The 13,067-nt window shown below is 63.1% G+C and carries 14 protein-coding genes; 4 read left to right on the top strand and 10 right to left on the bottom strand.

Translation table 11 applies throughout. The annotated features are described in order from the left end of the window. Positions 1-81: 81 nt before the first annotated feature. The 6 genes from ettA to PU634_RS02680 all read right to left on the bottom strand — a co-directional run bounded on the left by ettA (position 82) and on the right by PU634_RS02680 (position 5,471). Entirely contained in the window at positions 82-1,749 is a 1,668-nt protein-coding gene (gene ettA / locus PU634_RS02655; RefSeq protein WP_306762530.1) for an energy-dependent translational throttle protein EttA, read from the bottom strand. A gap of 451 nt (positions 1,750-2,200) precedes the next feature. Beyond that, positions 2,201-3,256 (bottom strand): BMP family protein, encoded by a 1,056-nt coding sequence (locus PU634_RS02660; protein WP_306762531.1) that lies wholly within the window; start codon positions 3,254-3,256, stop codon positions 2,201-2,203. A gap of 181 nt (positions 3,257-3,437) precedes the next feature. Then, positions 3,438-3,632: a hypothetical protein gene (locus PU634_RS02665; RefSeq protein ID WP_306762532.1), complete on the bottom strand. Its 195-nt coding sequence runs from the start codon at positions 3,630-3,632 to the stop codon at positions 3,438-3,440. 124 nt (positions 3,633-3,756) lie between these two features. Beyond that, positions 3,757-4,179, bottom strand: coding sequence for an ExbD/TolR family protein (locus PU634_RS02670; protein WP_306762533.1), 423 nt, complete (start codon positions 4,177-4,179; stop codon positions 3,757-3,759). After that, on the bottom strand, positions 4,176-4,796 hold the full coding sequence (locus PU634_RS02675) for a MotA/TolQ/ExbB proton channel family protein (RefSeq protein WP_306762534.1): 621 nt from the start codon (positions 4,794-4,796) through the stop codon (positions 4,176-4,178). Before PU634_RS02675 ends, PU634_RS02670 begins: the two co-directional genes overlap by 4 nt. A gap of 3 nt (positions 4,797-4,799) precedes the next feature. Beyond that, positions 4,800-5,471, bottom strand: coding sequence for an energy transducer TonB (locus PU634_RS02680; protein ID WP_306762535.1), 672 nt, complete (start codon positions 5,469-5,471; stop codon positions 4,800-4,802). Positions 5,472-5,753: 282 nt separating this feature from the next. Between PU634_RS02680 and hutZ the strand changes: the two genes are divergently transcribed. The 3 genes from hutZ (at position 5,754) to PU634_RS02695 (ending at position 8,016) form a co-directional block, all read left to right on the top strand. Next, the gene (gene hutZ / locus PU634_RS02685) at positions 5,754-6,242 is read left to right on the top strand and encodes a heme utilization protein HutZ (RefSeq protein ID WP_306762536.1); all 489 of its coding nucleotides are present in this window, start codon (positions 5,754-5,756) and stop codon (positions 6,240-6,242) included. A gap of 130 nt (positions 6,243-6,372) precedes the next feature. Further along, positions 6,373-6,807 (top strand): CBS domain-containing protein, encoded by a 435-nt coding sequence (locus PU634_RS02690; protein ID WP_306762537.1) that lies wholly within the window; start codon positions 6,373-6,375, stop codon positions 6,805-6,807. 57 nt (positions 6,808-6,864) lie between these two features. Then, positions 6,865-8,016 (top strand): benzoate/H(+) symporter BenE family transporter, encoded by a 1,152-nt coding sequence (locus tag PU634_RS02695; RefSeq protein ID WP_306762538.1) that lies wholly within the window; start codon positions 6,865-6,867, stop codon positions 8,014-8,016. 36 nt (positions 8,017-8,052) lie between these two features. On the opposite strand, the gene PU634_RS02700 is transcribed toward PU634_RS02695, so the two are convergent. The 3 genes from PU634_RS02700 to PU634_RS02710 form a co-directional block, all read right to left on the bottom strand. Further along, on the bottom strand, positions 8,053-9,456 hold the full coding sequence (locus PU634_RS02700; protein WP_306762539.1) for a DEAD/DEAH box helicase: 1,404 nt from the start codon (positions 9,454-9,456) through the stop codon (positions 8,053-8,055). A 103-nt stretch (positions 9,457-9,559) separates the two neighbouring features. Continuing rightward, entirely contained in the window at positions 9,560-10,276 is a 717-nt protein-coding gene (locus tag PU634_RS02705; protein ID WP_306762540.1) for a glycerophosphoryl diester phosphodiesterase, read from the bottom strand. A 1-nt stretch (position 10,277) separates the two neighbouring features. Beyond that, positions 10,278-10,610, bottom strand: a complete 333-nt coding sequence (locus tag PU634_RS02710) for a DMT family transporter (protein WP_306763648.1) — start codon at positions 10,608-10,610, stop codon at positions 10,278-10,280. 123 nt (positions 10,611-10,733) lie between these two features. Here PU634_RS02710 and PU634_RS02715 point away from each other — a divergent pair, with 123 nt between their 5' ends. Further along, a complete protein-coding gene (locus tag PU634_RS02715) occupies positions 10,734-12,098 on the top strand; it encodes a GGDEF domain-containing protein (protein WP_306762541.1) in 1,365 nt (454 codons plus the stop codon). A 15-nt stretch (positions 12,099-12,113) separates the two neighbouring features. Here PU634_RS02715 and PU634_RS02720 read toward each other — a convergent pair whose 3' ends face one another. After that, entirely contained in the window at positions 12,114-13,013 is a 900-nt protein-coding gene (locus PU634_RS02720; RefSeq protein WP_306762542.1) for a ChaN family lipoprotein, read from the bottom strand. Positions 13,014-13,067: the final 54 nt, after the last annotated feature.

The raw sequence follows: 13,067 nt of genomic DNA on the forward strand, positions 1-13,067 counted from the left end.
GGCGGCAAGGGCGAGGCGGCAGGATCACAGATATAACAAGGCCCGCACGGGGCGGGCCTTTGGCAGCACAGGAAGCAGGCCTTACTTGGCGATGCGCTTGTACTTGATGCGCTTGGGCTGAATGGCTTCGGCGCCGTAGGTCTTTTTCTTCCACTCTTCGTATTCGGTGAAGTTGCCTTCAAAGAATTCCACCTTGCCCTCGTCCTTGTAGTCGAGAATGTGGGTGGCGATGCGGTCGAGGAACCAGCGGTCGTGGGAGATCACCATGGCGCAGCCGGGGAACTCCAGCAGGGCGTTTTCCAGCGCGCGCAGGGTTTCCACGTCCAGGTCGTTGGTGGGTTCGTCGAGCAGCAGCACGTTGCCGCCGGTCTGCAGCAGCTTGGCCATGTGCAGACGGCCGCGCTCACCACCGGACAGCTCGCCCACGCGCTTCTGCTGATCGGTGCCCTTGAAGTTGAACCGGCCCAGGTAGGCCCGGCTGGGGATCTCCAGGTTGCCGATGCGCATCATGTCGAGGCCGCCGGACACTTCTTCCCACACCGTCTTGTTGTTGTCCATGGCGTCGCGGAACTGCTCCACCGAGGCCAGCTGCACGGTGTCCCCCAGGGTGATGTTGCCGCTGTCCGGCTGTTCGGCGCCGGTGAGCATGCGGAACAGGGTGGACTTGCCGGCACCGTTGGGGCCGATAATGCCGACGATGGCGCCCTTGGGTATGCTGAACGACAGGTCGTCGATCAGCACGCGGTCACCGTAGGACTTGGTCAGGTTTTCCACCTCGATGACCTTGTCACCCAGGCGCGGACCGGGCGGAATGAACAGCTCGTTGGTCTCGTTGCGCTTCTGGAAGTCCTGGTTCTGCAGCTCTTCAAAGCGGGCCATACGGGCCTTGGACTTGGCCTGGCGCCCCTTGGGGTTCTGACGCACCCATTCCAGTTCCTTCTGAATGGACTTCTGACGGGCGGCCTCGGAGGATTGCTCCTGTGCCAGGCGGGCGTCCTTCTGTTCCAGCCAGGAGGAGTAGTTGCCTTCCCAGGGAATGCCTTCGCCCCGGTCCAGCTCCAGGATCCAGCCGGCCACGTTGTCGAGGAAGTAACGGTCGTGGGTAATGGCCACTACCGTGCCTTCGTAGTCGTGCAGGAAGCGCTCCAGCCAGGCCACGGACTCGGCGTCCAGGTGGTTGGTGGGTTCGTCGAGCAGCAGCATGTCGGGCTTTTCCAGCAGCAGCTTGCACATGGCCACACGGCGGCGCTCACCACCGGACAGCTTGCCGATCACCGCATCCCAGGGGGGCAGGCGCAGGGCGTCGGCGGCGCGCTCGAGCTGGTTGTCCAGGTTGTGGCCGTCGTGGGCCTGAATAATGGCTTCCAGCTCGCCCTGACGCTTGGCCAGCTTGTCGAAGTCGGCGTCCGGATCGGCGTAGGCGGCGTAGACGGCGTCCAGCTCTTTCAGGGCGCCGGCCACCTCGGCCACGCCGGCTTCCACTTCCTCGCGCACGGTGTGCTCGGGGTTGAGCTGGGGCTCCTGGGGCAGGTAGCCGATCTTGATGCCGGGCTGGGCGCGGGCTTCGCCTTCAATTTCGGTGTCGATGCCGGCCATGATGCGCAGCAGGGTGGATTTACCGGCGCCGTTCAGACCCAGTACGCCGATTTTGGCGCCAGGGAAGAACGACAGGGAGATATTTTTCAGAATATGACGCTTGGGCGGAACCACCTTGCCCACGCGGTGCATGGTGTAAACAAATTGAGCCATTTCTATATTGTCCTGATAAATCAGTGAGTTGACAGGCCGTCCTGGCAGGCTGTGAATCAGCCCGCGGCCAACGCAGGGCCATGGCGCTATATGGTACTTGGCTGGGCGGGGAATGCCAGAGGCGAGTGGAGTGAAAAGCGAAGCTTTGATGCCGAGGAAGGTAGTCGTTTGCGGGTAAAGGTCGTCTGTTGATTTCTTGAATATCGTCGGACAAGGAGCACTACTTCGCCGACACGCCGTGATGATATGCCGCTCAATGTTTCAACCCGCTGCGAACATACTGCATGTTCGGTCGGGATGAAACATTGAGCCACGGCGAGCAAGCTCGCCCCATGTAGGCTCCGCTGCGCCATCCCTGGCGCAGAGGGTGCGGCATATCTGACGGTTGTTGTCAGCAGGCCAACGCAAAACCCCGCTCGGTGAGCGGGGCTTGTTTATCAGGACTTATGCATCAGGACTTGGTCTTCAGGGTTTCCTTGAAGGACTGCTCCACAAAGTCGCCGGTGGCGGGGTGGAATTCCTTGCCTTCATAGGTGGTTTTCATGGTGATTTCGCCGCTGATCAGCTTTTCGGCCAGCTCGTCCAGTGTCGCCCGCACCTCGGGGGAAACGTCGTCCGCCAGGGTCAGCTTGACTACATCACCCTGGCCCAGGCCGATTTCGGTGATTTGGTTGGGCTGCCACTTGCCGGTGGTGAAGTCCTGGGCGGCGTTGAGAATGGCCACGCTGGCGTCGGCCACTGCCGAGCCCACAAAGGTGTCGTCCACCTGGGTCCAGTCGGACACGTTGCCGATGTGGCGCACCTCGCCGTTGTGCTGTTTGATCTCGTCAATCACACCCTGGCGGCCGGCATTGAGCATGGTGTAAATCACGTCGGCGCCATGGGCGATTTCGGCGGCGGCGGCCTCGGCGTTGATGCCGGTGTTGTCCAGATCGCCGGTGAACCAGGTCAGGAATCTGGCGTCGGGGTTCACGTGCATCAGGCCGTCATAAAAGGCGGCACGGCCAATCAGGCCGGGCTTGGGCCAGGCGCCGGAGATGTGGCCCACCACGTCCGATTTGGTGGTCAGGCCCGCCAGCGCACCGGCCAGCCAGGCGGAGTCTTCCTGGCGCACCACATAGCTGGACAGGTTGGGGCCCTGCACATGGCCCTGAATCACCACGAATTTGATGTCGGGGAACTCCTTGCTCACGGTTTCGGCCGGGCCGTTGCACTGGCCGCCGTGGGCGATGATCATGTCCGGGCCTTTCCGGGCCAGCTCGCGCATGGCCTCGGTGAGCAATACCGGATCCGAGGTGGCGGAAATATTGGATACAAAGATGGCGTTCACGTCCAGCTGATCACGAATCTTTTCATAGCCCCGGTGGGCGGCCTGCATAAAGCCACCGTCGTCGTGCTTGCCGGGGATCAGCACGGCAATGTCGGTTTGCTCTGCCGCCATGGCCTGAGCCAGGGGAGTGAGGGCCAGGCCGGCGGCGACCAGCAGGTTGCGAGTGGTTTTGTTCATGGTGTCTTCCTTGATTGTTTCTGCGTTATTTGTGGGTTGTAAACCTTTTTGGCGCAAAAAATCCTATACTTCTGTCTTTCAGATGTTAACGGATTGTTTACGTTGTTGCGGGGAGAGTCACAAAAGCAGGGAAGGGAGGGGAGAATTAACCGGCAGGACCGCCTCCTTGCGGCCTCTGGTGTTATTCAGGATCCCGGTTATTACACCAGCGGGTCAGACAGGCGGAAGCCACCGTATTGCCCAGAAACGCCCAGTCCATCCAGACCGGTTTTTGCGCGTGTTTGTCGATAACGGCGGCAGACACCAGCAGGGGAGTCCACAGCGCCGCCAGCAACAGGCAGGAGAGCAAGCCTTTTCTTATTTTGATGGTTTTCATTGAAGCACTTCCGGTTAAACAGAAGCCTTGCTTATAGCACGGCTCACGCAAAGCCAGAAGCGGGCGACATGATTATTTTTACACCGCTACCGCGGGCCCGTCAGCCGCAGGAAATGGCCGCCCCTTACTCTTCCTCCATCAGAATCTGGGTGGCCTGAATGTTATGCTCCTGCAAAAAGGCCAGCAGCTTCATCATGTTGTCCACGGTGACGGTCGCATCGGACGCCAGCATCAGCTCCGTCTTCTTCAGGGCTTCCAGGTTCTGTTCAAGCACCGGCTTAAAGGCGGCCCAGTCGTCGTATTGCTCTCCCTGCAGGGCCCAGGCCGGGCTGCCCGCCAGCAGGCTGATGGTCATGGTTTTTTCTTCCTGTACGACAGAGAGTGCCTCGCTGTCGCTCTTGGGCAGGTCCACTTCCAGCGACTGCAGCGGCATGTTGGCGGTAAGCAGCAAAAACACCAGCACGATAAAAATAATATCGAGCAGGGGGGTGATATCGGGCGTGAGGGCGCGCCAGCCGCCGGCGCCGGCGTTGGGGCTGTTGATCATGGTGCTTCTCCCGCCTTGAGGCCTTCCAGGTGCAGGTTGCAGCGGTTCAGTTCGTGGGTCAGGCCATCAAGCAGGCGATCGGCCCACAGCCCGAACAGCTGGGCGCCGGCGATGGCGGGCAGGGCGATCAGCAGGCCGGCGGCGGTGGTGCTCATGGCCAGGCCCAGACCGTCGGCCAGCAGGGCCGGCGTGACCGGGCCGCCGCTTTCGCCAATGCTGCCGAACATGTCAATCAGGCCCAGCACGGTGCCCAACAGGCCCAGCAGGGGGCTGATCACTCCCACCAGGGTCAGCACCCGCAGGCCGGCATGCAGCCGGCGGCGCTGCTGTTGCAGCCAGACCGCGGCCAGGTCTTCGCGCAGGGCCTTGGGACACTGCTGATGCCGCATCAGCAACTGGCAGCCCCGCAGCATGACGGACGCCGGCCTGGCCTCCTCTCCGGCGGGGTAGAGCCGCCCCTGGCGGCGGCGCCGGCGTTTTTCCTGCTCGCCGCGCAGGCTGGTCCAGAACAGGGTCAGGCCACGCTCCAGCCAGATGGCCAGGGTAATAACGGAGCAGATAAGCAGGGGCCAGCTCATCAGGCCCAGTTGTGCATGCAGTTGGTTAATAAACGCCATGATTTAGTCCAGTTTGAAACGAATGGGGATCTGTACGCGATGGGCCAGTGCCCGGCCGTTTTCCACGTAGGCAGAAAAGCGCCATTTGGCGATGGCCTTCAGTGCCGCCCTGTCGAGCAGGCCGGTGCCGGAAGAGCGGGCCAGTACCCGCTTGATCTGCTGGCCCTGTTCATTCAGCCACACCTCCACCACCACTGTGCCTTCCAGACCGCGGCGGCGGGCCTGCACCGGATAGGCAATGGGTGAGGGCTGAGTGCGAAAGCTCGGCGTTTCGATGCGTTTGGGGGCGCTGTCTCGGGTTTGTTGGGGCTGCGGCCTGGGCGTTTCCTGTACCGGCTCGGGCGACGGGGCTGGCACGGGCTCGGGTCTGGGCTCTGGTCTCGGTGCCGGTTTCGGCTCAGGCCTGGGCGCCGGTTTCGGCTCGGGTTTGGGCGTCGGCTTGGGTTTGACCGGTTCAGGCTTGGGTGCAGGCTTGGGCTCGGGTTTGGGAGCCGGTGCAGGCGGCTCCGGGGGCGTGGGTTTGGCCACGGCCGGCATCATTTGCACGCTGATGGGGCCGGGATTATCGGCCGGCGACAGGGCCATTTCCAGTGGTTCGGGCTCTACGGCGTCGGCCAGCAGCCCGTGCAGCAGCAGCGACGTCATAATAAAGAGGCCGTAGCGTTTCAGGCTCACCGTTCACCTTTTCAATCAGATGGATAAAAATGAAGCCCAAATCATACGGATTTTTATCGCAATGTCTATTCAAATGATAATGGGTTGCATTATCTTGCAGCGCTGGCTGCGGCTCTTTCCCGAAGGGGGAGAACGGGCCATACCGGCACAGGCAAGCTGGCGCCATTGCGTTTTACGATAACCGGGAGCAGGGTATGTTTGAGAGTGACTCGGGCCGAGAGGGGCAGGGCGTGCCGCTTCCGCGGCAGGTGGCCACCTTTCATGCACTGAAGGAGTAACCATATGGTTGACCACACAGAAAAACAGGGCCGCCTTGCGCCTGAAATACGAGCGTTTCGCGACAGCATGAACACTCTGGTGCTGGCCACGGTGAGTGCCGAGGGGGCGCCCAACGTCAGCTATGCGCCCTTTGCCCCGCGGCAAGACGGCTATTACATTCTGATCAGCGAACTGGCCCGGCATACACAAAACCTGCTGGCCAATCCCAGGGTGTCGCTGATGATGGTGGAAGACGAGCAGGACAGCCGCAGCCTGTTTGCCCGCCGGCGGCTGACCTTTGACGCCGTGCCCGAGCGGCTGGCGCGCAACAGCGCCGCCTGGCACAGTGGCATGGCGGCGCTCACCGCCCGCCATGGCGACACTGTTGCCGGCCTGGCCGGGCTGGAAGATTTTCACCTGTTCCGGCTGGTGCCCACACAGGGGGTGTTTGTTAAGGGCTTTGGCCAGGCCTTTGCGGTGAGCGGAGACGCTCTGGTGGAGGGCTGTACCTGATCCGGTAACCGGCACGCCCGTGTCTTTCGGCCCGCGGGATTTTGTTTTTGTTGCAACCAATTCGCCACTGTGCCAAAACAGGACACATACTAACTGGTTGTAGTGATAAACAGGAAAAAGGAAGTTTCTCATGGCTTTGCAATACGTTGGTGACATCATGACCCGTGAGCTGCTCACCCTGGATCAGACCGCGACCCTGAAGGATGCCCATGATCTGATGCGGGAAAAGAGCATTCGCCATATTCCGGTGGTGGATCCACTCACCGGCAAGCTGCTGGGGGTGCTTACGCAAAAGCGCATGATCGCCACCATCATGGGGCTGCTGTCCGACTATGGCGTCAGTGCCCTGGAGCGGCGCGAACGCCAGTGCCGGGTAATGGAGATCATTGACCCCGACATGGAAAGTGTGGATGTGCAGGCGCCGCTGACCGAGGTGGTGGAGTTTTTTCTCAGCAACAAGCATGGCTGCCTGACGGTAGTGGACGACGAGGGCCGGCTGCAGGGCATGGTGACTTCGTCCGATTTTGTGCGTCTGTGCGCCGAGCTGCTGAAAAGCCGGGGTTAATCACTGTTGTCGTGAAACAAGGCGCAGCCCGGCTGCGCCTGTTTTTTTGGAGCCTTCATGTTCAGCCTGTCTCATCTTTCCGCGGGCTTTATCGCCGTGCTGGTCGGCTACAGCAGCTCGGCCGCCATTATCTTTCAGGCTGCCGCGGCGGCCGGCGCCAGTCAGGCCCAGACCAGTTCCTGGCTGTGGGCGCTGGGGCTGGGCTCGGGCCTGACCACCCTGTTGCTGACCCTGCGTTACCGCCAGCCGGTGCTCACCGCCTGGTCCACCCCGGGGGCGGCGCTGCTGGTGACCGCCCTGGCCGGCCTGCCCATGGGCGAGGCGGTGGGGGTGTTTGTGTTCAGCTCGGCGCTGTTGCTGCTGTGCGGCCTCACCGGCTGGTTTGATCACATGATGCGGCTGCTGCCCGGGGGATTGGCGGCAGCCATGCTGGGGGGCGTGCTGCTCGACTTTGGTCTGAACCTGTTTGTGTCGGTGCAACAGGCGCCGGCGTTGGTGCTCTCCATGCTGGCGGTCTACCTGACGCTGCGCCGGCGCCTGCCCCGCTATGTGATCCCCCTGTGTCTGCTGGCCGGGCTGGCGCTGGCGGCAGGGCAGGGACTTTTGCATATGGAGCGGCTCGACTGGCGGCCGGCCATGCCGGTGCTGATGTGGCCCGAGTTCAGCCTGGCCAGCCTGATTGGCGTGGGCATACCGCTGTTTATGGTGACCATGGCTTCGCAAAACGTGCCGGGCGTGGCGGTGCTGCGCGCCCACGGCTATGAAGTACCGGCCTCGCCGCTGGTGAGTGTCACCGGCCTGGCCGGGGTGGTGCTGGCGCCCTTTGGCGGTTTTGCCTTTAATCTGGCGGCGATCAGCGCCGCCATCTGCATGGGGCCGGAGGTGGATACCGCCCCCGAGCGGCGTTACAGGGCCACCCTCTGGGCCGGGCTGTTTTACCTGCTGATGGGCCTGTTTGCCGCCACCGTGGTGTCGCTGTTTGCGGCCCTGCCCGGGGAGCTTATCATGGCCATCGCTGGCCTGGCGTTGCTCGGCACCATTGGCAACAGCCTGACCGTGGCCCTGCGCGACGAGCAGGAGCGGGATGCGGCCCTGCTCACCTTTATGGTGACCGCGTCCGGGGTGTCGTTGCTCGGTGTCGGCAGCGCCTTCTGGGGGCTGGTGATTGGCGGGGGAGTACACTGGCTGAACAGCCGGCGCCGCCCTTAAAATAAAAACCCCGGGGCAAGCCCCGGGGTTTTGCTGTCAGCTGCTGTGCTCGGCCTGAGGGCGTGAGCGGCGGCGGGGGGCACCGGCGCGCGGGCCGTCGCCGTCACCGCTGCGGTTGCCATTGGCACGCTGACCGCTGCGTTGGCCGTTGCCGCCGCTGCGGTTGCCACCGGCACGCTGGCCATTGCGTTGGCCCCCATTACCACCATTGCGCTGACCGCCAGAGCGCTGGCCGCCACCATTACGGCCACGGTTGCCGCCGCGGGTGTCTTCAAGGGGAGTCACCGGGGCGTTGGGATCGGGCTCGAAACCGGCCACCCGCTCCAGCGTGGCGGTCTGCTTGATGAGCCTTTCAATGGCCTTCAACAGCGGTTTTTCCTCGGCGCTCACCAGCGACAGCGCTTCGCCGTTGCTGCCGGCCCGGCCGGTGCGGCCAATGCGGTGCACATAGTCTTCCGCCACATGGGGCAGCTCATAGTTGACCACGTGGGGCAGCTCGCTGATGTCGATGCCGCGGGCGGCGATGTCGGTGGCCACCAGCACGCGAATGCCGCCGCTCTTGAACTCGCTCAGGGCCTTGGTGCGGGCACCCTGGCTCTTGTTGCCGTGAATGGCCATGGCCGGCAGGCCGTCCTTGCTCAGCTGTTCGGCCAGGCGGTTGGCGCCGTGCTTGGTGCGGGTAAACACCAGCACCTGACGCCAGTTGTGATGGCCGATATGGTAGCTGAGCAGGGCGCGCTTGCGGCCCTTGTCCACCTCAAAAAAGCGCTGGGCAATGGTCTCGGCGGTGGCGTTGCGGCGGGCCACTTCAATGTGCTCGGGCTGGTTCAGCAGATCTTCGGCCAGGGCCTTGATGTCGTCGGAGAAGGTGGCGGAAAACAGCAGGTTCTGCCGTTGTCTGGGCAGCAGCGCCAGAATGCGGCGAATGTCGCGAATAAAACCCATGTCGAGCATGCGATCCGCCTCATCCAGCACCAGCATCTCAATGCGGGACAGATCGATGGAGCGCTGGGACACGTGATCCAGCAGCCGGCCCGGGGTGGCCACCACCACGTCCACCTTGCGGCCCAGGGCTTTCATTTGCGGGTTGATGCTGACGCCGCCGAACATCACCAGGGTGCGCAGGTTGGTGTGCCTGGCATAAGCGCGCAGGTTTTCTTCCACCTGGGCGGCCAGCTCGCGGGTGGGCGTGAGCACCAGAGCGCGCACCGGCGCCCGGCCGTTGGCCAGGGGGCGGGCCTGGGTTTCGCTCAGGCGCTGCAGCATGGGCAGGCCGAAGCCGGCGGTCTTGCCGGTGCCGGTCTGGGCGCCGGCGAGCAGGTCACCGCCCTTCAGCACCAGCGGAATGGCCTGCTGCTGAATGGGGGTCGGCTGGGTGTAACCACATTCGTGAATGGCTTGAACGAGCTTTTCGTTCAGGCCGAGGGAAGCAAATGACATGAGACTCCGAACTAACAAGGTCCTGGCGGACGATTGAGGGATTGCCGGTGGGCAAAGTGGCGGCATGATAACAGAAAAGCGGCAAAAGCCATAAAAAGCGGTGTCAGCCGGCGTGATACCCGCGCGGATCGTCGGTAAAGACCATGTCCACGCCCCAGTGGTCAAGCGTGCGCATACGGTCGGGGTCGTTCACGGTATAGCAGTGCAGCAAAAAACCGGCGGCCTTGACGGCCCGGGCCTGGCGTTGGGTCAGGTAGCGCTGGTTGCAGTGTAACGCCACGCAGCCCAGTCGCAGCAATTGTGCGTGCCAGTCGGGGGGCAGCCGCTCCACCAGCAGGCCGCGGGTAATGGCCGGGGCCAGTTGCCGCAGGTGAGCCAGGCAGGCGGGGGCAAAGCTGGAAAACAGCAGGGCGCCGGCGGGCATTAGCTGCTCGTTAACCACCTTACTTACCCGCCGGCTCAGGCGTTCGGGATCGGCTCCCGGATTCATTTTCAGTTCAATGTTCACGCTCATGCCCAGTGTACCGGCCAGGGAGAGGTAATCCGCCAGCCGGGGCAGGGGCTCGCCGGCAAACTCGGCGCCAAACCAGCCGCCGGCATCCAGCCGGGCCAGTTCCGGCCAGGTGAGTTCGCGCACCCGGCCCCGGCCATTGCTGCAGCGGTTGACGGTGGCGTCGTGGATCAGCACCACCTCATCATCGCGGCTGAGCTGCACGTCGATTTCCACCCACTTCAGGCCGAGTGCATCTGCGGCGCGCAGGCCGGCCAGGGTGTTTTCCGGCGCCAGCGCCGCCACGCCCCGGTGGCCGCAAAGCTTCATGTCAGTGTCCCCCGGTCCTGGACCACAACTGGATCACCGCCACACCGGCAATGATCAGCGCCATGCCGAGCATGGCCGGCAGATCCGGCATCTGCCGGTAAAACAGCACCGCCAGCAGGGTCACCAGCACGATGCCGGCGCCGGACCAGATGGCGTAGGCGATGCCCACCGGCACGGTTTTCACCACCAGCCCCAGCAGCCAGAAGGCCAGGCCATAACCGGCCACCACCAGCAGCGACGGCCCCGGCCGGGTAAAGCCGGCGGCGGCCTTGAGGGCCGTGGTGGCCACCACTTCCGCGGCAATGGCCAGAGTCAGCAGCAGATATGCATTCATCAACATTCGGCTCAGTTACAAAAGAAACGGTCGATATGGGCGAGTTTATCGTAAACTGACCGCCGAGTACGGTTCTGCCTTGCTTTCGTAACCAGTATCAACCTTTCGACGTCGTTTTTTCTTATGATAAATCCTCTTGATTATGGCCGGTCTCAGTGGCGGCAAATTCTTCACGACTACTCACCGGTACTGCGCCACGACATGAGCGAGCTGGTGCGGGCTCACAGCCGGGCGCTGGCGGTGAATTTCTATCAGCAAATGATGGAGCAGCCCGACGCCCGACGCTTTCTCGAACATGAGCAGGTCAACCGGCAACTGAAGGCATCCATGACCCGCTGGCTGGAGCAGGTGTTTTCGGTGCAGGAACTCACTCAGGTCGATGAGGCGGTGGAGCGTCAGTTTGAAGTGGGTCGGGTGCACGCCCGCATCAACCTGCCCATCAGCCTGGTCTCGGCCGGGGCCCGGTTGCATAAAAAGCGTCTGCTTGAGCAGGTAACGCAGCACTGGTCCGGCCCCGGTGATTGGCTGCAGGCGGCCACCTATCTGGCCGAGGTGATTGACCTGTCCATTGAGCTGATGAGCCTGGCATTTGTGTCCAAGGCGGATGATAAGAGCCGGGCGGCCGAGGCCTACCGGCTGCACAGCCTGGGGCTGAACCTGTCGGTGGAGCGGGAGCGGCAACGGGCGTCCTTGCTCGACTGGAGTCAGGAGCTGATGTTTACTCTGCATCAGCCCGGCATGTCATTGCAGCCGCTGCGTCAGTCCGAGTTCGGGCTCTGGTTTTACCATCAGGCGGTGTCGGTGTTTGAAGGTGCTCCCGAGCTTGAAAAAATCGAGCAGATTCTCAACCAGATTGATGAGCAGCATCTGCCGGCCCTGGCCTGCGTGCTGGAAGACAGAGCCCGGCTGGCAGAGCACATGGCCGCCCTGCAGCAACAGCTGCGCGCCGTGTCCTATGTGCTGAGCAAGCTGTTTGATCGCTTTATCGAACTTGAGCATGGCCGGGACACCCTCACCCGGCTGCTGGACCGGCGCTTTTTGCCGGCGGTGCTCAACCGGGAAGTGCGCCTGGCCATGCGTGGCGGCGGCACCTTCTCGGTGGTGCTGTTCGATGTGGATCATTTCAAATCCATTAACGATAACCACGGCCACAAGGGCGGTGACCTGGTATTGCAGCAGGTGGCGGGGCTGGTGGCCGGCAGTATACGCAGCAGTGACTTCTGCTTTCGCTACGGCGGTGAAGAGCTGCTGGTGGTGCTGGTGGAAGCGGATGCGCAAAATGCCCTGAAAGTGGCGGACAAAATTCGCGAAAAGCTGATGAACAGCGAGCTGGAGCTGGAAAATCAGCAGTCACTGAAAGTGACCATCAGTGGCGGTGTCGCCACCTTTGATGGTCATCCGGATTATGCGCAGCTTATCAAGCGGGCCGATGAGGCCCTGTACCGGGCCAAGGCCGGGGGCCGCAACCGCTGCATGGCTGCCGGCTGACGGGCAGCAGCCGGGCTAGCGGCACTCGGGCGTGCTCATGTTGATCTTCGGCAGGGGTTCGCCCTTCAGCCGGGGCGTGGGCAGGGCCTGCACCCTGAGCGTCCAGCCCGGCGGCGCAGTTTCGCCGGGCAGCACCGGGTAAATCAGTGCGATGCTGAGGTTGGGGTTGCGCCGGGCCAGACGCTGGGCGGTGCCCAGGCCCTCATCGATATGAAAGCGGCCCACGGTCAGCATCACCCGGTGGCCGGGGTGACGCTCGAGGTAGCGGGCAATGCTTTCGGCCATGGTGTCGTCCCAGCTGGTCTGGGCGGCGAACTGGTGGTCGGTGGGAGCCTGGCCGTGAAAGCGGCTGGCCATAAAGCGGGCCTTGTAGGCGTCGTTGTCCAGGGTCAGTCGCTCGGCCACCCAGCCCCGGTGGCTGGCCGGCAGCCGGTTCAGGTAATCCGGTCCTTCGTGGCCAATGCAGCGCACGATGGCCCGGGGCGCATTGGCGGCCAGCACCGGAATGCCCGCGGCTTTGGCCAGCTCCACCAGCGGCCGGTAGTCGCGACGGTAACCGGGCCAGGCATCCGCCCGCTCGATAAAGGCGTCCTCGCCCAGCTCACCGGCCAGGTAGGCATTCACCTCGGTCTGCCTGTCGCGGCTGAACTGCTCCATGGCCAGTGCCAGCGGCCGGGGCCGGGTCAGCAACTGCGCCAGCAGCTCGGCCTGAAAGCGGTGCACGCCGGCATGGCCATGCAGCTCGCCCACCATGATCACATCGGCCCGATCCAGCCGCCCGGCGGCCTCGGCCAGCGAGACCGGGCGACCCTGGTCATCCAGCAAGCGGTAGTCAAACAGGGTGGCGGGCGGAGTGGCCTCGGCCTGGCAGCCAAGCAGCGCCAGGGTGAGCAGCACTGTGATCAGGGAGCGCATGAGTCACCTTTCAATAAATGGTTAACGGCAATTCGCCGGTAAAGTGATTATCAT

The sequence above is a fragment of the Oceanimonas pelagia genome (assembly GCF_030849025.1).
GTDB classification, from domain to species: Bacteria; Pseudomonadota; Gammaproteobacteria; order Enterobacterales; family Aeromonadaceae; genus Oceanimonas; species Oceanimonas pelagia.